The following is a 22679-nucleotide window of genomic DNA, read 5'->3' on the forward strand; positions in this document are numbered from 1 at the left end:
TCCGCAGATTATGCACGAATGCTAAGAAATCCGGAGTGCAAATATTAACCCAAAAGAAGATCGTTTTTTGATTTATGAAAGAGATCTATTAATGAATTTGCTAATTTTATAAAAACATATCTTAAAACTTTATGAAAAATAATGCTTAGGTTAAGATGAGCCATCATTTGTAAAAGCATTCTAGAAGACCTATGCAACCATTTGTTCTATATAACTCAGAGCAACGTAAAAAAGTAGAATTTGTGCCTCGTAAAGAAGGTCAGATTGATTTGTATGTTTGTGGGATGACGGTCTATGACTACTGTCATATCGGACATGCACGTACAGTGGTTGCATTCGACTATATTATCCGTTTCCTGCGCAGTCAGGGCTGGCAGGTGAAATACGTCCGTAATATCACCGATATTGACGATAAAATCATTAAACGTGCCAATGAAAATGGTGAAAGCATTTCATCACTGACCAGCCGTTTTATTGATGCGATGAATGAAGACTTTGCCAAGTTAGGCTGTCTTGCACCAGATGCTGCACCAAAAGCCACCGACTATATCGATCAAATGCAAAATATGATTGATACACTAGTCAATAATGGCACAGCATATCCAGCCAATAATGGGGATGTGTATTTCGAAGTTGAAAAATTTGCCAAATATGGCCGTCTTTCAGGCCGTAAACTGGAAGATATGCAAGTAGGTGCTTCTGAACGTGTAGATGTGGAAGTTGAGAAAAAACATCCTTTTGACTTTGTGCTGTGGAAACATGCAAAAGAAAATGAACCTTCTTGGGCTTCACCATGGGGCAATGGTCGTCCAGGATGGCATATTGAATGTTCTGCGATGTCAACCTGCTGCCTCGGCAACCATTTTGATATTCATGGTGGTGGTGCTGACTTAAGCTTCCCTCATCATGAAAACGAGATTGCACAATCTGAAGCAGCGACAGGTGAACAGTATGTGAACTACTGGATGCACGCCGGCTTCATCAATGTCGATGGTGAAAAGATGTCGAAGTCTTTGGGTAACTTCTTCACTATCCGTGATGTGATTGAAAAATTCCATCCAGAAGTAGTGCGTTACTTTATCGTATCTTCACACTACCGTAGCCCGGTGAACTATTCTGATGTGGCCTTAAAAGAAGCGAAAAATACGCTGATGCGTTTCTATCATTCTTTTAAAGCTTATCAGGCAGTATATGGCGAGCAAATGGTTGAAACACTAGATCAAAGTTTTGTTGAGCGTTTCAATGCAGCCATGTGTGATGACTTCAATACGCCAGAAGCCATTGCTGTATTATTTGAACTGAATAAAGAGCTAAACCGTGCAGTAAAAGATCAGAATCAGGAGCAGGCTACTGTTTATTATTCTACTCTGCGCCATCTCACCAATATTCTGGGTCTGGTACAGCACAATGTCGATGAATTCCTGAAGTCTGATATTGGTCAGGAAGCTTTAGGCTTGTCTGAAGAGCAGATTGAAGATCTGATCCAGCAACGTAAAGATGCCAAAAAAGAGAAAAACTTTGCTCGTGCCGATGAAATCCGCCAGTCTTTATTAGACCAAGGGGTGGTGCTGGAAGATACCCGTCAAGGAACTGTATGGCGTCGTGCTGATTAATTCGGCAGTTGAATCAATAGAGAGTTGACAGTTAGCAGAAACTCTCTATAATTCACTCCCATATTGCGGGAATAGCTCAGTTGGTAGAGCACAACCTTGCCAAGGTTGGGGTCGCGAGTTCGAGTCTCGTTTCCCGCTCCAAAATTCAAAAAACCCTGATCGAAAGATTAGGGTTTTTTATTGCCTAATCAAAATATAAAAATAAATTCTTTATTAAATTACATGATTTAAATAGGAGCAATTACAGGCTAATTGAAGAAAAAATTTCAAAACATTCTGTCTAAGTTTTATGAAAAGCTCTACATTTTGAAACCTGACATTTGCATAGATATGATAAAATTGCGAAAATTATTTTTTGCTAGACTGAGTCAACTCTGTATAGAGTTAAGGTAAACCTACTTTGAACCCACCAAATATGCCAAATCAAATAGACTTCCAGAAAGTTGCACTTGAAACCTTGCGTATCGAAGAACATGCATTACAGATTTTAGCTGACCAAATCGATGAGCGTTTTAGTCAGGCATGTGAAATTATCCTGCAGTGTAAGGGGCGTCTGGTGATTACCGGGATGGGGAAATCCGGGCATATTGGCCGCAAAATGGCCGCGACTTTTGCATCTACGGGTACGCCTTCATTCTTCATGCATCCGGGCGAGGCAGGGCATGGTGATCTTGGGATGCTGGTACCGGGTGACGTACTGATTGCCATTTCAAACTCAGGCAAAAGTGATGAAATCATGATGCTGATGCCTCTGATCAAGCGTCTGGAAATTCCTTTAATTACCATTAGTGGTGACGACAAAGGCCCTATGCCACAAAATGCCGATGTCGCTTTAACTTTGGGTAATCTGCAAGAGGCTTGTCCACTGGGTCTGGCACCAACTTCAAGTACTACAGCGACTCTGGTGTTAGGCGATGCTCTGGCTGTAGCGCTGCTAGATGCACGTGGTTTTACTGCTGACGATTTTGCCCTTTCACATCCGGCCGGAGCACTTGGTAAACGCTTATTACTGCATGTTAAACACCTGATGCATACTGGTGCAGAACTGCCGAAAGTGTCACCAGATACACCGATGAATCAAGTTTTATACGAAATTTCAAATAAACGCCTAGGTTTAACCACAATTGTCGATCAAAATGATGTTCTGTTGGGTATTTTCACGGATGGGGACTTGCGCCGATTGATTGATAAGCAGCAAGGTTTTGATGTCAATCTGCCGATCCAGGAAGTGATGATCAAAAATCCTCTGACGATTTCTCAGGAAGCACGTGCTGTAGCAGCGCTGGAACGTATGAATGAACATAAAATTAATCAATTTGTAGTTGTTGATGATGCCAATAAAGTCATTGGTGTAATTAGTATGCATGACCTGATTCAGGCTGGGGTAAATTAATAGATGGCATCTTATGTATTATTAGAGCAGGCACGTCATATTGAAGCACTGGTGCTTGATGTTGATGGGATTCTAAGTGACGGTTTTGTTACGCTGACCAATACGGGAGATGAGATCAAATCCTTTGATATTCGTGATGGTCTGGGTATGAAGCTGGTTCAGCAGGCTGGAATTAAAGTGATTATCATCACTGGACGTCAAAGTAATATTGTACAAAAACGTATGTCTGATTTAGGGGTAGACCTAGTCTATCAGGGACGTGAAGACAAAGGCGTTGCCCTCAAAGAAGCTTGCGCTCAGTTGAATATCGATCCTGAAGATTGCCTGTATATGGGCGATGACTGGCCTGACCTCTCAGCTTTTGCGATTGCTGGCATGAAAGTGACAGTTCCAAATGGTCATGTCGAAGTACGTCGTCGTGCCGATCTGGTGACTCAGGCGATGGGTGGTCGTGGTGCAGTGCGCGAGATCTGTGACATGCTTTTAATGTCTAAAGGTGTTTACCAAGAATTACTTGAAAAGTTTACTCGTGCGCCATATTAATCAACTATACGTTCTGGATTAAGTACACTGCTTATGGATACTAAAGTTTTATACGTAACCGCGATTATTCTCGCAGCCATAAGTGGTGGTTATTATTATTTCAGTGGAAGTGGCAATAAGCTTCAGGTAGATGCTGCACGCAGTATGAAATCCACGGCTGAAAATATTAATTTGACGCAGACCGATGAAAAAGGTGAGCTGGCTGTTCGTGCTCAAGTCGATCGACTCGAGCAGGATATGCAGAAAAAAACCTCGAAGCTGGAAAATATGAATGCTTCTATGTACAAGGATGGCAAAGTAGATTCTACTTTTTATGCCAAACTTGTGAATGGGTACGAGGATAATACTAAAGTGATCCTTTCTCAGCAGGTGGTAGCAACCAAGATTCTGCAAGATGGTCAGCTTCAGTTCAAGACAGAAGAGTTAACAGGTTTCCCTAAAACACGAGAAATTGAAACGGATAAAGCTGTAGAAGTAACGAATCCACAAGCTGAGTTTATCAGTCAGGGCTTGAAGGCAAATCTAAATGACGGGCAATACGAATTTTTTAATATTCGAGGAAAGTATGAACCAAATTCTTAAACCTAAAATGACGACTACTTTCCTGAAGCGTACTGCGCTTGCTGCTGTGCTCGGGTTTACTTCACTCGCAGCATTGGCAATTCCTTCAGACCGCCAGCAGCCTATTTCGCTGGTAGCTGACCGTGCAACTTTTAATGAGCGTACCGGTATCACGACTTATACCGGTAATGTCATTATTGAGCAAGGGACTATGAAACTTCAGGCAAACTCAATTGTGGCAAACCTGAACAGCAAGAAGCAAATCAGCACGATTACAGCAAATGGCAGTCCTGCACGTTTCCAGCAACAAATCGATGCTGCTAAAGGAATCGCGAAAGGTCAGGCACAGAAGATTGTCTACAATGCTGATACCGGTATTATTACCCTGACAGGTAATGCCTTCCTGGAACAGGATGGAGCCAGTATCCGTGGTAATACGCTTCGATATAGTATGAATAAGGGGGATATTGAAGCTGTCGGTACGCCAAATAAAACCGGTTCCTCTTCAGGTCGTGTACAGATTGTGATTCCACCATCCAGTTCTAAATCCTTCCCGGGAGCACGTGACTAATGGCTGAATCAAAGGTTCAAACCTTAACCATTAAACATCTGGCGAAAAACTATAGTAAACGTTGGGTGGTGAAGGATGTATCCTTCAGCATGGAAAGTGGTCAGATCGTTGGTTTACTTGGTCCGAATGGTGCAGGTAAGACCACCAGCTTCTATATGGTGGTTGGTCTGGTGCGTATGGATAAAGGTGAAATATATCTGGATGATCTGGATCTGTCAGATTTGGCCATGCATGAACGTGCCCGCAAAGGGATTGGTTATCTGCCGCAGGAAGCTTCTATTTTCCGGAAGCTGACCATTGCTGAAAATATCATGGCGATTCTTGAAACCCGTAAGGAATTGACCAAAGCCCAGCGTCAGCAGCGCCTGGCAGAATTGCTGGCAGACTTTAAGATTACCCATATCAAAGATTCTCTGGGCATGAGTGTCTCTGGTGGTGAGCGTCGTCGTGCGGAAATTGCCCGTGCGCTGGCAGCTGATCCAAAATTCATGCTACTTGATGAACCTTTTGCCGGGGTCGATCCGATTTCTGTCGGAGATATTAAAGACATTATCACAACCTTGAAAGATCGCGGTATTGGGGTATTAATTACTGATCATAATGTGCGTGAAACTTTGGCAATCTGTGAGCATGCGTATATTGTCAGTGAAGGTGCAGTGATTGCAGAAGGTACACCACAAGAAATCCTGAATAATGAAACTGTTAGAAAAGTGTATCTGGGTGATGACTTTACCGTGTAATTCGGCTTTATTACCTTAATCAAGCCCACACAGTCAACTTTAACGTTGTTGTGTGGGATTTTTTCGTCGAAAATATTTTAGTATCATCAATTTTAAAATATTTTTGGTATATAGTTAGTTTAAAAACGACACCAATAATCATGCTATTGAAAGCAAAAAAAAATAATAAACTTCGGGGTAATTTACAGGGAAAAAAAAGGGTATTGATCGCCCTTTTATTGCCTTTGCAAATGTCTCAGGTTTATGCGGCAGATACGGAAAAGGGATATTTTCAGGGATTCAAACAAGGGGTCAGTAAACTATTCTCCCCTGAACCTGTAAAATCCTCACATACGGTTGATCTGCGGGATTTGAGTAATTATCAGCTGAATACCTCACGTGTTCAGGAGTTGCCCCAAGTAGGCGGCTTTCAGAATGGTACTCGTTCCCAGAATAATATTCCAGCCATGGGAATTCCCAGACGAATTAATCTTAAGGAGGCTGTACTTACAGCAGTTCAGCGTCGTCCCGAGATTTCACAAAGTATATCTTCGCTGTCCTCTCAGGCTGCCAATATTGATGTGGCAAAGGCACAATACTATCCACAGATTTCGGGTGGATTTGGAACAGCAGATTTAACCAAGGGCGAACGCGGTCGTCAGGTAGTTTCCCTGAATGCGACCCAAATGCTATATGATTTTGGCAAGGTAAAATCCAGCGTAACCACTGAAGAAGCCAAGCTTGCCGAAGCGCAGGCACGGGTTCTAGTCAGCCTGGATCAGATTGCACTTGAAGTGGCAGATGCCATTGTCAATATCAAGCGCTATCAGGAAATCACCAAGATTGCCGAGCAGCAGAAACAAGGGATTGCACGAATTGCGGAAATTGCCAATCTGCGAGCCAAAGCCGGGATCAGCAGTCAGGCCGATCCGATTCAGGCCCAATCCAATCTGGAAGCTGCAGAGAATAACCTGATTGTGCAACAAACCCAGTTACGTCAGTATCAACAAAAACTGCGCACTTTACTCGGCTTTGATATATCCAATGTAGAGTGGGAAATTCCAGATAGTCTGATTCAACAGGCCGGACTTTACCAGGAGCCTGAATTTACCAGTATTCCGACGTTGATGTTGGCACATGCTGGCGTGGAAGTGGCACGTTCGCAAAAAGAGCAAGCCAGGTTAAATACTTATCCTACCATTAATATCAAAGGGAGTATGAGTCAGGCCATTAATGGTCGCAATCCGAATAATAATGAAGATGATGGCTTTTATAACTCTGTGATGATTGAAGCCACCAGTAATTTCTATCAAGGTGGGGCGACCAGATCACAGACCCGTGCAGCCAGTTTTGCTGAAGAAGCAGCACGTGCTCAGGTCAATACTGCCTATCTGGATGTAGTCGATCAGGTCCGCTTGATTCGCGAACAGATTGAAAATAAACAGCGACAAATGGACATTCTGGCACAGCGCCGTGCAACCACTGTGCGCACCAGAGAGCTGTATCAGGAACAATATAAACTCGGTACTCGAACCGTAGTCGATCTGCTTAATGCAGAGCAGGCAATTCACAGCGCAGCCCAAGAAATCGAAACTGCGCGTTACGATATTTATACCGCTATTGTTCAGTACATTCAGGTCACTGGTCGTACACGCGATCTTTATGACCTTAACCGTATTTCTATTCAGGGGTTTGAAGTACAGCCATGAGTAATACAATAAATTATCAGCCGTGGCTTCAGGCGATACTTAATATCGCCAAGCATTATCGTATCGAGCCATCTGAGGAAAGAATCCGCTTACAACTCGACTGGAACCAGCATCATGATGTTGACGAGCTGCTCAAAGTTGTCACGCGTCAGATCGGTTTAAATGTACGTAAAAACAAGTTTGATGCCAGTCTGCTCAGTCCATGGAAATTGCCAATATTGGTAGAATTTGAAAATGGCGAAGTGGGTGTCATCGAGCGCATTGATAGTGAAGGCAAAGCTAGTGTACAGCTCAGTGGCGATCAGGGGTTGTCTCAGGTTTTTAACCTGGAACATCTGAAGCAGGGTGCTAAAAGCCTTTATATCTTACGTCCTGAGTCTTCAGTACCCGATGCCCGGGTCGATGAATATATCAAGCCTTTCGAAAAGAACTGGTTCTGGTCAATTGTCCTGAATGACTGGAAGCGTTATATCGATGTGATGTTTGCTTCTTTAATCGCGAACATCCTCGCACTGGCTACCATTGTCTTTTCCATGAACGTGTATGACCGGGTCATTCCTTCACAGTCTATCCCGACCTTATGGGTACTGGCAGGCGGTGTATTGATTGCGGCAATCTTCGAATTTACCTTACGCGTCTCCCGGATCTATCTGTCTGATATTATCGGCAAGCGCGCTGATTTACGTATTTCTGACCAGGTTTTTGGTCATGCCTTACGCATTAAAAATAAAGAGCGTTCAAAATCTACAGGTACTTTTATTTCACAGATTCGTGAACTCGAAGGTGTGCGTGAATTGGTCACTTCCACTACCGTGACGGCAATTGCAGATTTACCATTCTTCTTCCTGTTCCTGGGAATCTTCTGGATTATTGGCGGCAACCTGTTCTGGGTCATGCTACTGGTAGTACCACTCATGATTCTTCCGGGAATTCTGGCGCAGAAAAAACTGGCCAAGTTGGCACAGTTAGGAATGCGTGAATCTGCAATCCGTAATGCATTGCTGGTGGAAGCAGTACAAGGAATTGAAGACATCAAGCTACTGCGTGCTGAATCGCGTTTCCAGAACCAGTGGAACCATATGAATGAAGTGTCCGCCGATGTCAGCATGCAGCAACGTAAAATTGTTGGCTTAATGACAGCATGGACCCAAAAAATTCAGGGACTCACCTTTGCAATTGTGGTCTTGGTCGGTGCATTTGCGGTAATGGATGGTGAGATGACCACGGGTGCTTTAGTTGCCTGTTCGATTTTATCATCACGGATGCTCGCACCCATTTCACAAATCACCGGTGTCTTGGGCCGTTTACAGCAAGCCAAAGTTGCCAAGGGCGGTCTGGATGAGTTGATGAAAAAATCGGTGGATCAGCCGGACTATTCACATCTGATTCACCGTCCTGTATTGGATGGTCATTATGACTTGAGTGGCGTGGTGTTCAAATATGGCGATGATGATCCCAAACCGAGTCTGGTCATTCCAAAACTCGAAATCAAGCCCGGTGAAAAAATTGCAATTCTGGGCCGTAACGGTGCTGGTAAATCGACTCTTTTACAACTGTTGTCGGGTATGCAAACTCCAGCACAAGGCAAGGTCAAACTTGATGGGATTGATCTGACCCTGATAGATCCTTCAGATGTACGCCGTGATATGGGCTTACTTAATCAGAATTCACAACTCTTTTACGGCAGTATCCGTGAAAACCTGACTTTGGGTGCACCGCTCGCTACGGATCAGCAGATTCTGGAAGCTTTGCAACTCACAGGTGCATTGGGCTTTGTTCAGGAAAAGAAAGAAGGCCTGGACCATATCATTCTCGAAGGTGGTGTGGGCTTCTCTGGTGGTCAGCGTCAAGCCTTGTTACTTTCTCGTTTACTGATTCGCCAACCACGAATTTTATTGCTGGATGAACCCACTGCTGCCATTGATGATGTTTCTGAGAAACAGCTGATTGATAATTTAAAAACTTATCTGATTGGCCGAACCATGGTGGTGGCTACCCATCGTCGTGCGGTACTTGAATTGGTAGATCGCATCATTGTCGTAAATGACGGCAAGATTGTGATGGATGGTCCGCGGGACCAGATCCTGAATCAATCACAAGGTGGAGCGAAGCGTGTTACGGGAGCAAGCGCATGAGTGCAAAACAGGAAATCAAGCGTTCAACCAAAGTCAGCTTTCAGGAACCACCTTTGCCAAAATCAAGTGTGATCATCTGGATCATTGGCATAGGCTTACTGATTCTGCTGACATGGGCATGGTTGTTCAAGCTGGAAGAAGTTTCGACAGGCACCGGTAAAGTGATTCCCTCTTCCAAGGAACAGGTTATTCAGTCTCTGGAAGGTGGTATCCTCACCAAACTGAACGTCAAAGAAGGTGAAATTGTCGAGCAGGGTCAGGTATTGGCGCAGCTGGATCCCACCCGTTTTGAATCCAATGTGGGTGAATCGGCTTCTCTGTTAATTTCTTCGCGTGCAACTGCGGCACGCTTACGTGCTGAAGTCACTGGTGCGCCGTTGTCCTTCCCGCCAGAGGTACTCAAAGAGCCAAAACTGGTGGCAGAGGAAACTGCATTATATAAATCGCGTCGTGCTAATCTGGAACAATCTTTAGCAGGGTTACAGCAGGCATTGATACTGGTACAGCAAGAACTGGCGATGACTGAACCATTAGTTGCAAAAGGTGCTGCAAGCGAAGTGGAAGTTCTGCGTTTAAAGCGTGAAGCCAATGACCTGCAAAACCAGATGAATGATGTGCGGAACCAGTATTTTGTGAAAGCGCGTGAAGAACTTGCCAAAGCTAATACTGATGTGGAAACTCAGCAACAGGTGGTACGTGGTAAATCCGATACGCTGAACCGGACTATTTTCAAATCGCCAGTACGTGGCGTGGTGAAGGAAATTGATGTCATGACCTTGGGAGGCGTCATTCCACAAAACGGCAAGTTGATGACGATTGTACCGCTGGATGAAAAATTGCTGGTCGAGGCACGTATTTCACCACGTGATATTGCCTTTATCCGTCCGGATCAGGAAGCGCTGGTCAAAATTACCGCTTATGATTACTCGATTTATGGCGGCCTGAAAGGTAAAGTCACTGTGATTTCCCCCGATACTCTACGTGATGAAGTCAAACAGGACCAATTTTACTATCGTGTGTATATCCGTACCGAAAATGACAAGCTGACCAATAAAGCCGGACAGGAATTTAATATCACGCCGGGTATGGTAGCAACCGTGGATATCCGTACGGGTGAAAAAACCGTACTGGATTATTTGGTTAAACCGTTTAATAAGGCTAAAGAAGCATTACGCGAACGCTAATCCTTCATAGTAGTTGTACAAAATCAAGCCTCTATGTATAGGGGCTTTTTTGTTTGTGCCAGCAAACACGTTATACTGCAACACAGTGATGTTATTGTTTGAATCCAATGTCTTTTACTATTGCCAGCCTTGTCAGTTTTGAAGAAGAGATCAAGAAGAGCCGCTTTCAGGCCTTTGCTACGCCGGTGGAATCCGAACAGGAGATAAAGGATTTTCTGGAAGCTTATCGTGATACCACCACGACGCATCAGTGCTGGGCATGGAAAATTGGACATAATGTGCGTTTTAATGATGATGGCGAGCCTTCTGGCACCGCAGGTCGACCGATTTTAGCGACCATTGAAGGCAATGAGCTGACCAATGTATTGGTGCTAGTGAATCGCTGGTATGGAGGAATCAAGCTAGGTACGGGTGGTTTGGTTCGTGCTTATGGGGGCTGTGCGGGGCAATGCCTAATCTTAGCTGAAAAGATTGAACTGATTGAAAAGAAAAAGGTATTCTTTCGCTGTAATTTTAGTGAATGGGCTATTTTTCAGTATGAGCTGAATCAGCAACAGATTGACTATCAGGAAGATTATACCGCAGAAGGCGTCGAGGTTATTGCGCAAATGCAGAAACATCAGATTGAGCCATTTGCTTTGAAGATTCAGGATATCAGCCGCGGACGTGAAGCCTTAAAAATTATAGATGAGCCCCAAGATGACTGAGCAGCAGGACCCTCTACTGAAATACCGCGAGCAGCATAAGCATCGTCTTAATTATATGCCGTGGCTATACTGGTCACTCAAGCCTAAAAACCGGGGCTGGGCAGAACAGTGGCAGCGCGAATATCAGGACTATCTGCGTGAAATGGAAACAGTTGAGATTGGGGAGAACTGCTTTATTTCACCACTGGCCCATATCTTCGCTGAACCGGGCCGAAAAATAGTGATTGGTGATCATAGCTTTATCGCAGCGGACTGTACCTTGCATGGGCCACTAGAAATTGGCAATGAAGTTGCGATTAATCACCACTGTATTCTGGATGGTGGACGGGTAGGAATTAAGTTACATGATCAGGTGCGTATGGCAGCCTATTGTCACCTGTACGCTTTTGATCATGGGATGGAACTGGAACAGCCCATTTATAAACAGCCGGTGCGTTCCAAAGGGATTGAAATTGGCCGTGATGTCTGGCTTGGTGCTCATGTCGGTATTAAAGACGGAGTGAAAATTGCGGATCAGGCCATTGTTGGTATGAATAGTATGGTAACCAAAGATTTGGATGAACGCATGATCGTTGCAGGTAATCCGGCCAAACTGATTCGCTACCGGGATTAATACATGTTTAGAGTTTCAGACGATACAAGGATTGTTCGAGTAGTTCAAAAATGTATAAGCCACTAGAACGTCACATAAAAAATAACATAATTCAAATCCTGTGCTACAGAATTTGCTGCACATTTGCCGAAGGCTATGCTAACTTAAAAATATCTAAGAACTTTTATTATAATGAGAGAGGCTAAACATGAAACGTGTCATTGCCTGCATTGATTCTTCTCCATGCATTAATGCCCTCGCAGAAGCGGCTGCATGGATTGCCAAGCAGACCCATCGCGAGCTGGTGTTATTGCAAGTTTTGGATTATTACCCTGCAAGTTATCATTTGGGGGAAATTAGTGGTGTGATTGGTTTTGAAAGCAATGCCATGCTACTAAAAGAACTGGCCGAGCTTGAACAGAAACAGAGTGAACTGGCTTTAGACTATAGCAATAATCTGCTGCGACACATTTCTGACCAGATCAAAGAAAAACACAATATCAACACCATCCATATTCAGGAAAAAGGGGATTTCCTGGAACAAAGCTTTCAGTTACTCAGACCTGATGATATTGTCGTTATTGGACGTTTGGGTGAACGCTCTGCTGAGAAAAACAAGCCGATGGGCACCAATGTGGAAAACTTTATCCGTGGTGCCAATTGTACGGTGATGACAGTGGGTGAAAACTTTAAACCGCCAACACGCTTTATCTTTGCCTACGAATATTCACCAACCTGTATCCAGATGATGAGACGCATTGCAGAAAGTGATTTGCTGAAACTGCTACAGTGTCATTTGTTGTATGTCGGAGATCATGCTGAAATCCTGAATGAACCGTTAAATTATCTGAAAGAAGCTGGACTGGATGTTGTTCCTGAATACCGCTATGGTGATGTGGCAGAGAACATTCTGTCTTATCAGCAGGAGCAGGGAATTCAGCTGATTGTGCTGGGTGCATTCAGTCACAGCAAAATCCACCAGTTCTTCCTGGGTAGTATCGCGACCACCATCTTCCGCAATTCCAAAGTACCGCTTCTGGTTGCCAAGTAAAGGAAAATATTGGAAAAAGCGTTATAAAGTTAAAATAACAATTCCACGAAATTAAAAAGCTTGAAGTTGGAAATTGTTACAGTTTGATTTAAAAATAATCAGAGTTATCCTCATATATTGTGGATAACTCTGTGGTTACATTCCATAAGTTATTGTTATATATTTAAAATACTTTATTGGGTGTTTTTTGCTCTCAGACTGTTATTTGACAATAGCCAGTGCAAAACCGTCATGACCTTTGCTGCCCACGGTCTGTAGAGCAGTACTGGAAAGTAGGCGCGGGTGATTCTGCATTGCTTCAAACATGCTGCGAATACCTTCAATACTTGGCTTATTATTGTCCAAATCAATAATTGCCCCAGCACGAATAACATTGTCTAAAAAGATTACTGTACCTGAACGAGATAGTTTCAGGCTGAGCTCCAGATATTCAGGATAGCTCTGTTTATCCGCATCAATAAAGATAAAATCGAACGGTTCTGTATCTTCTGGTAGGGCTTTTAGAATATCTGCGGCACGGCCACATTTAAGTTCGACTGTCTGTTTGAGGTTGGCACGCTCGATATTTTCCTGACCCATCGCGGCATGCGTATCACGACCTTCAATAGTCAGGATATAACCATCTTCAGGCAGGGCACGTGCCAGCCACATGGTGCTATATGCAGCAAAAGTTCCGAGTTCAAGTACACGCTTGCAGCCATTCATCTGAATCAGCATCTGTAACAGCATGCCCTGATTGGCAGCTACCGCCAGATGATCAGGAAATCCATGCGCAGCTGTATTTTCAAGAGTCTGTTTCAGAATAGGATCATCTGGGATTAAATGTGAATCAATATAATTGTCGAGATCTGTCCACATTTGTTGCATAGCTTGAGCACCTTTGTTGCGATGCAGGCATTTTAAACCTTTCGCAGTGGAGCGCAATTTATTGTTTTATATTTGCTTTGAAAATGAACAATACAGAACGATTTACAGATTCTGTATTGTAGGTGGAATGACTTAGTAATTACACATTGAAGATCTACGGCTTAAATCCGGGCCCCAGGTGCGGTAACCTTGGGTATCAATATGGATCTGACCTGAAGCATATAGACCTAAGCCCATATTCAGGCTTTGACCATGCTGTATCCAGAACTGGCAAAGTTTGAACTTGGTATTCTCAATATAGGCATAATCTTCAGGCTGCGGAAATTCCGGGCCAATACGGAAATCAATCGCAGAGTTATACAAGTGACGTGAAGAGTTAGCACCACCAGCACATTTATTGAGTGGCAGATCACGATAAACTGAGGTTACTTCGAAATCATTGAGGACATTGGCTGCAACCAGATATTTAAATACACGTAACGTTGGCAACTGATTGCTCCACAGCTCACGGCTTGGCACCATATACTGCGGTCCACCACAACGCGACCAGTCACGTGCAGTACGCATCAATTCAAAACTTGGAATGATATTGCCTACCGAATTACGTTCTAAAAATACTTCATACTCGCGTACACGAGAGAGGTTATTTGCTACGGCTGCCCAGTTGGTATAGGCAAAAGGAATACTCTTAGGCAGCACCTTACGGTCAACCTTAACCTGTTCCTGAGGAATGTAAATCCGTTTTCCATCTGGCAAGGTCATTGGTTTCTTTGTCGCAGTGGTACAGCCCACCATGACAAAAGGGATCATGCTGAGACCCAATAATCCCTTGTAAAAATGCTTCATTATTAGAAATCAGGTATTTATAAAATAGCGCTATTTTAGTCCACTTTTGCGAAGGAATTCAGGATAAATTGCAATGAAATGTGTGCATCAGGTACAAAAAAAGACCAGACTATGCTGATCTTTTTTGGAGGTTTGAAAATTACTTTTCAAGATATTGCAGTTTATCTGCCTTACCGTTCCATTCTTCACGGTCAGCTGGCTGATCACCAATTTGGGTGATATTCGGCCATTTTTGAGACAGCTCAGCATTCAATTCGATGAATACCTCCTGACCCTCAGGTAACTCATCTTCAGAGAAAATTGCATTTGCAGGACATTCTGGTTCACATAACGCGCAGTCGATACATTCGTCCGGGTTAATTACAAGGAAGTTCGGACCTTCATAGAAACAATCTACAGGGCAAACTTCAACACAGTCTTGATATTTACATTTAATACAATTTTCAGTGACAACGAAGGTCATGGCGACAGCTACCTAAAAAATATGGTTCTAATAACTAATGTGTATTTTAGGCAAAAACCGCAGCAACTAACAATTCCTTTTATTGATATTTGTTATATATAGGGCTGTTATTTTTGCAAAAAAACCGATACAGATATCAAATTCAGAGATTATAGCTACCTAAAACAAAACCGCCTCATACTGAATGAAGCGGTTGAAGAGTTTAGCCTGGTAGTTTCAGTAGATCTTTCAGTGCATAAAGCTGCTGTAAGGCTTCACGCGGACTGAGGCTGTCGACATCAATGTCTTCCAGCAGTTCAAGTGCAGCTGATGGTTTTTCCACCTCAATAATCTGCTCAACGACTGTTTCGACCTGTTCAATCGCAAACAGATCAGGTTGTGGACTTTGAGGCTTGGTGTGATGCTGCTTTTCCAGAATACGCAGTCGGTTTTGTGCTTCCCGGATTACGCTTGCTGGAATACCGGCAAGTTTGGCGACCTGTAGGCCATGACTCTGGCTGGCTGGACCTTGTTGCACTTTATGCAGCAAAATCAGGTTACCATTCACTTCACGGGCAGTCACATGATAGTTATCAATACCTGATTCGCTGGCCAGTTCAGTTAACTCAAAATAATGCGTAGCAAACAGACATAAACATTGAATACGTCGGGTGAGATCAAGTACGCATGCCCAAGCTAGGGACAGACCATCATAAGTGCTGGTACCACGACCGACTTCATCCATCAGCACGAGTGATTGACTAGTCGCATGATGCAGAATCTGTGAAGTTTCGGTCATTTCTACCATGAAGGTGGATTTACCTGTAGACAGGTCATCTGCCGAACCGATCCGAGTAAAAATGCGGTCAATTGGCCCCAAGGTTACAGCCTGCGCCGGAACATAGCTACCACAATAGGCCAGCAGGGCAATCAGTGCAGTCTGACGCATAAAGGTAGATTTACCGCCCATGTTTGGACCGGTGATAATGGCCATCCGGTGCTGATAATCGAGTTGTGTATCATTTGGAGTGAAGGCAGTTTTGCTTAAAGCTTCCACAACAGGATGACGGCCTGCCTGGATTTTCAAGCCAATTTCCGGACTATATTTCGGGCGTGACCAGTTGCGTAGGCGTGCCTGATGCGCAAAGTTACACAGCAGGTCGATCTGTGCGATGGCACTGCTCATCATTTGCAGGTTGCCAATGTCCTTACGCAATTCATCCAGCAGCATTTCAAAGAGCAATTTTTCACGTGCCAGTGCACGGGATTCGCTGGAAAGGACTTTATCTTCAAAGGCTTTCAGCTCTGGCGTAATGTAACGTTCAGCATTTTTTAAGGTCTGGCGACGAATATAATGTTCTGGTGCCTGTTCAGCCTGTGCACGGGTCAATTCAATATAGTAGCCACTGACACGGTTATAGCCGATTTTCAGGGTTGGAATGCCACTCTGCTCACGTTCCTTGATTTCCAGATCAATCAGGAATTGCCCGGCATGATCGCGAATTTTGCGTAACTCATCCAGTTCTGCATCGAAGCCTTCGGCAATAACATTCCCATCACGTAACAGAACTGGTGGATTTTCCACAATGGCTGACATCAAACGTTCATGCAGACCATGGAAATCACCAAGTTCTTCATTCAGTCGAATGAGTAATTTGGACTGCTGCTGGCTGACCATCGGTTGTAGTGCATGACGCAGGAACGGGATCTGAGCACAGGCCTGACGCAGCTGAACCAGATCCCGTGGACGTGCACTGCCCAATGCAATACGGCTTAATACACGTTCAATATCACTGATTTCTTTTAAGATCAGACGTACTGGCGATTCATGAAAGCCGTCTAATAATACTTGAGTAGCATCCAGACGCTCATCTAGAATGGCAGTATCGCGTAAGGGCTGCATCAAGGTGCGACTCAGCAGGCGGCCACCCATTGCTGTCTGACAATCATTGATTAACTGGAACAGCGAAGTACCATGTTCAAATAATGGTTCAATCAACTCTAAATTGCGTCTAGTCACTGGATCTAGCGCAATAAAGTCTGAACTTTGTTCTAGCTGAATGGTACGAATATGCGGCAGCGCAGTTTTCTGGGTTTCTTTGGCATAGTGAATCAATGCAGCCGCTGCGGCTTTGGCGAGTGGCAGATGATCAATCCCAAAACCTGCCAGTGTACTCACAGCAAACTGGTCACATAAAGTCTTTTGGGCATTGTTCAGGTTAAAGTCGACATTTGGGCGTTTGCTGACCGGAACATCCAGTTGGCGTTTCAAATGTTCAACCAGATCCTGCTCTTGCAGATTTTCGTCCACGACAATTTCGCTTGGCATCAGACGTGCCAGCTCAATTGCCAGTTGGTTCAGGTCATAATCAATTTGTTGAACTTTGAAAATACCGGCACTTAAATCCAGTAAAGCGATACCAATTTTATTTTGCTGAATGCATAGCGCAACCAGATTAGAAGTTTGATGTGCACCCAGCAGGGCATCATCGGTTAATGTTCCTGGAGTAATAATCCGAACCACACCACGTTCAACCGGACCTTTACCTGTAACTTCACCGATCTGCTCGCAGATTACTACCGTTTCGCCTTTTTTTACCAGACGGGCCAAATATCCTTCTGCCGCATGGAAAGGCACACCTGCCATTGGAATCGGCTGACCATTGGCCTTGCCGCGATGGGTCAGGGTAATGCCAAGAATTTTGGCTGCTTTATGGGCATCTTCAAAGAACAGTTCGTAGAAATCACCCATGCGATAGAACATCAATGAATGCGGATGCTGCATCTTTACAGACATGTATTGCTGCATCATAGGTGTTAGGGTAGAAAGATCAGTCATGAGTTCTGAACTGGTCATTAAGAAGAAATCCTTTAAAAAATAATGGGCAGACTGGTTAAGGCTGATGAGCTGAAGGCAATATAGTCGCTATTCATTTACCAAAGCAGAAAACATCAAAACAGCCATGCAAAATGTGTATTGAGCTAAGTCTAGCAAAATTAATTTTTAGAAAGAAATGGATTCGATGACTTCTGTCGAGTCTATTGAAAAACTGCCGGTTTTAAACACAAAAAATATGGATCGGAGTCAGGTCTAAATCATATATGCATTGTTTTTTGATTGATGCGGAGCGATCTTAAAACGATTACGGCCCTCTGCTTTTGCAGCATACAGCGCTTCATCAGCCTGAGCAATAAAATCAGCCAGGCGATCATTTTCCTGAGGCTTGATACTGGCACAGCCAATACTCACCGTGACATGACCCGAGACCTGACTGGCAGGATGGAACAGCTGCAAAGCATTGATGCGTTGGATCAGCTCCTGGGCAATTTTCTGTATTTCTACTTCATCGATATAAGGATAGACCAGTAAAAATTCTTCTCCACCATAACGTGCTGCCAGTTCCATACTGCGGGAAGAAATGCCTTGTAACTGTTGGGCTACCAATTGTAGACATGTGTCACCGGCAATATGTCCAAAATGGTCGTTATAGTTTTTAAAATAATCGATATCCACCATCATAATACTCAAAGGCGCTTGATGTCGTAGTGCGTGGCGCCATTGTGTGTCCAGATATTCTGTCAGATAACGTCGATTGGCCAGGCCAGTGAGCGCATCAAGTTGGGTCAGCCGTTCCAGTTCTTGTGCCTGTTGGGTCAGTTCCTCTTTATGCAGTTCGATAATACAATTTTGCAAATAGTTCTCACGATGCTGACGGTCAATCGCATAGGCAATAATCATCCCAAGGAGACTGCTAAACGTATAGGTACGATGTAAGAAGGTCCAGTCAATATCGTAGTTGAGAGAAACCGTGACCAGATAACCAATCAGTCCACCGCCCCAACCCGCAATGAGTGCTGAATAAAAGCGCATACCGACAAAGCTATAGTTAATGACGACTACATACATCATGGCCACGTGCAGCAGGGCGTCACATTATCAATATCCTGGCCAATCACGGGAATAATCACAAAAGAAATCGCGACCGCACTGGTCGCACCTAACGTGGTATACAGGTCAAAAAAACGATTAAACGGCTTGCTAAACGACATTAACCAAACTGCGATGGTAATTACCCCAACCCAGGCATACAGAGAAAGCCAATGAATCAGTTTTTCATCGATTGAAATGGTCTGAAAAATCCCGTAACTGAGCACAAAATACAGAACCAGAATAATGCTGCCCCGAAAACGAAATTCATAAGCAGCTTCGTCACGGTATTGCTGGCGATAGATTGGCTCGAGTTCTTTTCTGAAATACACATAGTTCAGTCCATGTGCAATCAGCTCATTTACTTTTTCATGGCTAATCTGTTTAGAGCCAGCTAATTTCATAAAATACCATTACTAAGCAAATAAAGTCGTTTAACTACTGATACTGTAGATTGTATCGAATGGTTAAACTATTGATAGCACAGATAAAGTATCCTGCTCAAGAAATATCCTTTTATATATAAAAAAATTATATTTCATATATATCATAAAAAAGTAATTTGATTGCCTAACTATCTTTATCATCTCTTAGAAGTGCTTATCAATTTACATGCTCTTAAATTAAGTAACTTTAGATTTATAGCTATTTCGCAAGAGAGAAAATAAAAAACCGAAGTTTTAACTTCGGTTTTTTATACTTATTTCAGTACTTTTTGCGGCTGATATAAACCGAGTTCAGTCAGGTGCAACCTCAAGATACGACGTAACTCGAGTACAGCTTCAGGCGTTTCCTGAATCGAGTGGCCACCCTTAATGACTTTGCTAGATACAGCACCTTCCAAGTAAGCACTTTCGTATGAAACGATATCATCGCTCATGAGCTTGGTATCTTGCGTATCTACGGTATTGCCGATAATAGAATGAAATTTGATATTTTTAGAAGGCTGAATATCCTTAGTTAATGCAGTAAATTTCGAATTTTCACTCAGATCGCTTGGACCATTCTGAATCAGGTCATGTCCCAGTTCTTTGACAAAGTCCTTTAATCCGATTTCGCCTTGTAAGGTATCGGCAAAGGCACCCAAAAATGCGCCTGGTATGCGGATAATTTTACGGGCCAGTTTAGTATGCCAGCGATCGGCATATTCCGTCCCACGATGCGGTGTCGCTAAGAAAATGGCCCGGGTGAAATTCGGAATAGGTTGCATTTGCAGGCGTGCTTTAAAGAGCGGGTTATCCTTAAATTGTGCAATGCGGGTATTTTGTACCAGCTTGAATGCATCTTGAGTAATATCAGCCTGACTGACCATTAAACGGGCAATCACGCCTCCCATACTATGTCCGACCAGTACCGCATCTTTTTTGGCTGGTGCATTGTTCGCAACCCGGGCAAAGCCTTGCTGAACCAGGGCATTAATTTGAAAACGGCTTTCCAGAATCGGCATATTGGTAGAATAAAATACCTGCCAGACCTGGAAATTTTCCCTTAATACCGGATCACCCATAATGTCGTTGGTCAGACGAATCCAGGCTTCAGGACTACTGGCTAGGCCATGGATCAGGACAATCACTTTTTTCTTCGGATTGTAGGGTTCAAGCATATAAAGATGCGGCATGATCAGGTTGTCATCCCGGTCAATCAGCACCAGATAGGCAGCACGTCCTAAGTTATTTTCAGCCAGCCATAGGCCATAGGGTGCCGAGAAATTTGCAGCCAGCGCATATTGTTTACCTGCAACAGTTACTTTTTCATGTTTGTAAGGATCATGCAGTTTGAGCTGGAATTCCGGACCGTTAATAATCTGATCAATACTGGTCGCAGATTTAGGAACTGCGGTAATAGTAGTGGCCAGATAACGCGCCGAATGAATATTCGGATTGCTGCCTTCTGCATATTTGAAATTCAGTGGATCGACAATATATTTTTTATTTGGTGTGATACGTTTTTCTTCGGGAAGGACCACTACAAATTCCGAACCAAAACCGTCTCGACGGGTAATTGAACGTAGACCAGAGAAATTCATGTTATAGGTCGACATGAGCTTCTCAAAAGGCTGGTCTTTGATTTCAGGATAGTTTTCAAAATCTACTGTGTAAATGCTGTTGCCGACCTGAATCTTGCGGCTGCCTTCTTTGGCCTGATGACGCTCGGAATAAACATGGATCAAATGCGAGATCGCCAGGTTATAAAAGTCACGAATCTGTACCTGACGGTTGTCAAAGATACGATCTTGTGGCGCACGCTGGGTTTTGAACAGATAGGCATAGCTATAACGAATACTTTGGTCCAGCATCGCCAGCTGCTGATCTTGGCATTTCTGGATATTCTGTTTTTGTAGCTGCTTTTTTTCTTCAGACTGGGTCTTGGTCAGAACGCTGCTTTTGCATTCTGAACCTTTACCCAATTGCAGCGATTTGGCCAGATATAACTCACTGGCAGTAGACAGAAGCTGTTCGTCCAGAATCTGCGGGATCTCCTTGAGCGCCTCTACGCATTCCTGGGGTTGTTCAGTACAGATGCGTGCTTCACGCCCAGTCATGGACAGAACATCCAGGCTGGCTTCACTCAGTTTATCTCTGGTTAAAATGCTGTCACGTTCATTACTGATGGTGACATTGAAGGCTTGTTCTTTCACACTGACCACCTGACAGCCGGTCAGAACTGTGGTGAATAAGAGTGAACAGAGGACGAATGCTTTATTCATTTTATAGTGCATATGAAATCTGAATGCTCAGTTAAATATTGAAATAATGTTTTGTATTTTACTTATTTTTATCAGAAAAAAGACTGCCGAAGCAGTCTATTTTGTAACTCAGATCACGACCATTTTCACTTTAATTTTTGGGTGTCAGCACTTGCCATACATTCCAGCGACCTTGCTTTTCAATTTCCTGAATCAGCTGGTCTGCTACTTGTGCTTCTTGTGGGTATTTCACCTTGTAATTTTTCAGCACCTGAACTGCATTCTTTTTATTTTCCATGGCAATGTAGTTGTTTGCCGCAGATAAGTAGGCTTCCTGAACACCAGCTTTCATAGCTTTTTCCAGATATGGAATTGCTTCACGCTGACCGCCACCCTCAGACAGACCAAAACCGAACCAGAAGTTGGCTTCAGCATCATCCTGGTTCAATTTCAGAATACGCTGTGCATAAGCCAATGATTTAGTAGTATAGACTGAACCTAGGTCCAGGTTACGCGCCATAACGCTGGCTTTAAATGCACGCATTAAAATATCGAAAGAGGCATTATTGTTGGCAGCTAAAGTATCGAGTTCCTGAGTGACACGTTTCAGTTTCAGTTCAAAGCCTCTACGTTCCTGACGGTCGCTGAAACGTGGTGGATAGTGTCGTGCCTTACCTTCAACTAATTGCAAGAAATCATCAATCTCAGTGATATCAATTTCATTCGGCCCAGCTAAAGTCGCATAACGCATAGAACGCGTATTGCTGTTTACTGTTGGAATGATCAGACGATTCACATCAAGGGTAATTTTTTCTGATGGGTTATCAGCACGGTTCACCACCATTTTGGTGACAGGCGCAGCAGCAGCTTTCTGTAAGTGCACTTCAAATGGAGGTGGTTCGTTATAATTGAATGGATTTAATGCATAAAAGGGTGGGGTCAGTTCCGGCTCAGCGAACACCATTGCATTTTTAGGTGTGTCTTGCTTTGAAGATGGAGTTGAACATGCGGTCAATGCCAGCGCTGCGAAGCAGGCAAGTGCCAAAGGCTTAAATGTCATGGTATACATCCATTTATGTTATTTTGAAAAATTGTGAGATTGCATGTTCGTCAGTCTAAGAAAACTGTAACG

18 protein-coding genes, 1 tRNA gene and 1 pseudogene are annotated in these 22679 nt (G+C 43.6%); 13 read left to right on the forward strand and 7 right to left on the reverse strand.

What is annotated here, in order from left to right:
* Window positions 1–191 precede the first annotated feature (191 nt).
* The 13 genes from cysS to C8322_RS05220 all read left to right on the forward strand — a co-directional run bounded on the left by cysS (window position 192) and on the right by C8322_RS05220 (window position 12778).
* Window positions 192–1613 carry a cysteine--tRNA ligase gene (gene cysS, locus C8322_RS05160; protein ID WP_111810437.1) on the forward strand — a complete coding sequence of 474 codons (1422 nt, stop codon included), beginning with the start codon at window positions 192–194 and terminating at the stop codon, window positions 1611–1613.
* Between the two features lie 65 nt (window positions 1614–1678).
* Window positions 1679–1754: transfer RNA gene (locus tag C8322_RS05165), tRNA-Gly, on the forward strand.
* Between the two features lie 274 nt (window positions 1755–2028).
* The gene (locus C8322_RS05170) at window positions 2029–3006 is read left to right on the forward strand and encodes a KpsF/GutQ family sugar-phosphate isomerase (protein ID WP_111810438.1); all 978 of its coding nucleotides are present in this window, start codon (window positions 2029–2031) and stop codon (window positions 3004–3006) included.
* Window positions 3007–3009: 3 nt separating this feature from the next.
* Window positions 3010–3549: a KdsC family phosphatase gene (locus C8322_RS05175; protein WP_008305404.1), complete on the forward strand. Its 540-nt coding sequence runs from the start codon at window positions 3010–3012 to the stop codon at window positions 3547–3549.
* Between the two features lie 33 nt (window positions 3550–3582).
* A complete protein-coding gene (lptC, locus tag C8322_RS05180; protein ID WP_108619690.1) occupies window positions 3583–4131 on the forward strand; it encodes an LPS export ABC transporter periplasmic protein LptC in 549 nt (182 codons plus the stop codon).
* Window positions 4115–4681 (forward strand): lipopolysaccharide transport periplasmic protein LptA, encoded by a 567-nt coding sequence (gene lptA / locus C8322_RS05185; RefSeq protein WP_004812577.1) that lies wholly within the window; start codon window positions 4115–4117, stop codon window positions 4679–4681. Before lptC ends, lptA begins: the two co-directional genes overlap by 17 nt.
* On the forward strand, window positions 4681–5421 hold the full coding sequence (gene lptB / locus C8322_RS05190) for an LPS export ABC transporter ATP-binding protein (RefSeq protein ID WP_004812578.1): 741 nt from the start codon (window positions 4681–4683) through the stop codon (window positions 5419–5421). Before lptA ends, lptB begins: the two co-directional genes overlap by 1 nt.
* Before the next feature lie 140 nt (window positions 5422–5561).
* The gene (locus C8322_RS05195) at window positions 5562–7109 is read left to right on the forward strand and encodes a TolC family outer membrane protein (RefSeq protein WP_111810439.1); all 1548 of its coding nucleotides are present in this window, start codon (window positions 5562–5564) and stop codon (window positions 7107–7109) included.
* Window positions 7106–9244: a type I secretion system permease/ATPase gene (locus C8322_RS05200; RefSeq protein ID WP_111810440.1), complete on the forward strand. Its 2139-nt coding sequence runs from the start codon at window positions 7106–7108 to the stop codon at window positions 9242–9244. The genes C8322_RS05195 and C8322_RS05200 overlap by 4 nt, the downstream gene beginning before the upstream one ends.
* Window positions 9241–10428: an HlyD family efflux transporter periplasmic adaptor subunit gene (locus C8322_RS05205; protein WP_071321083.1), complete on the forward strand. Its 1188-nt coding sequence runs from the start codon at window positions 9241–9243 to the stop codon at window positions 10426–10428. Before C8322_RS05200 ends, C8322_RS05205 begins: the two co-directional genes overlap by 4 nt.
* A gap of 107 nt (window positions 10429–10535) precedes the next feature.
* On the forward strand, window positions 10536–11135 hold the full coding sequence (locus C8322_RS05210; RefSeq protein WP_008305400.1) for an IMPACT family protein: 600 nt from the start codon (window positions 10536–10538) through the stop codon (window positions 11133–11135).
* Window positions 11128–11748 (forward strand): acyltransferase, encoded by a 621-nt coding sequence (locus C8322_RS05215; RefSeq protein WP_004894343.1) that lies wholly within the window; start codon window positions 11128–11130, stop codon window positions 11746–11748. The genes C8322_RS05210 and C8322_RS05215 overlap by 8 nt, the downstream gene beginning before the upstream one ends.
* Before the next feature lie 187 nt (window positions 11749–11935).
* Window positions 11936–12778, forward strand: a complete 843-nt coding sequence (locus C8322_RS05220; protein ID WP_071321085.1) for a universal stress protein — start codon at window positions 11936–11938, stop codon at window positions 12776–12778.
* 201 nt (window positions 12779–12979) lie between these two features.
* Here the strand turns inward: C8322_RS05220 and C8322_RS05225 are convergent, their stop codons facing one another.
* The 7 genes and pseudogenes from C8322_RS05225 to C8322_RS05260 all read right to left on the reverse strand — a co-directional run bounded on the left by C8322_RS05225 (window position 12980) and on the right by C8322_RS05260 (window position 22607).
* On the reverse strand, window positions 12980–13645 hold the full coding sequence (locus tag C8322_RS05225; protein WP_004812592.1) for an O-methyltransferase: 666 nt from the start codon (window positions 13643–13645) through the stop codon (window positions 12980–12982).
* 132 nt (window positions 13646–13777) lie between these two features.
* Complete coding sequence (locus tag C8322_RS05230; protein ID WP_004812593.1) at window positions 13778–14491, reverse strand: D-Ala-D-Ala carboxypeptidase family metallohydrolase; 714 nt, start codon at window positions 14489–14491, stop codon at window positions 13778–13780.
* A gap of 139 nt (window positions 14492–14630) precedes the next feature.
* Window positions 14631–14954, reverse strand: coding sequence for a ferredoxin FdxA (gene fdxA / locus C8322_RS05235; protein WP_004812595.1), 324 nt, complete (start codon window positions 14952–14954; stop codon window positions 14631–14633).
* A 202-nt stretch (window positions 14955–15156) separates the two neighbouring features.
* Window positions 15157–17790, reverse strand: a complete 2634-nt coding sequence (gene mutS / locus C8322_RS05240; protein ID WP_111810441.1) for a DNA mismatch repair protein MutS — start codon at window positions 17788–17790, stop codon at window positions 15157–15159.
* 234 nt (window positions 17791–18024) lie between these two features.
* A pseudogene (locus C8322_RS05245) lies at window positions 18025–19265 on the reverse strand (GGDEF domain-containing protein).
* A gap of 296 nt (window positions 19266–19561) precedes the next feature.
* Complete coding sequence (locus C8322_RS05255; protein WP_111810443.1) at window positions 19562–21580, reverse strand: esterase/lipase family protein; 2019 nt, start codon at window positions 21578–21580, stop codon at window positions 19562–19564.
* 118 nt (window positions 21581–21698) lie between these two features.
* A complete protein-coding gene (locus C8322_RS05260; protein WP_004812606.1) occupies window positions 21699–22607 on the reverse strand; it encodes an ABUW_2363 family tetratricopeptide repeat lipoprotein in 909 nt (302 codons plus the stop codon).
* Window positions 22608–22679 lie beyond the last annotated feature (72 nt).

The organism is Acinetobacter sp. SM1B (assembly GCF_003289665.1).
Classification (GTDB): domain Bacteria; phylum Pseudomonadota; class Gammaproteobacteria; order Pseudomonadales; family Moraxellaceae; genus Acinetobacter; species Acinetobacter schindleri.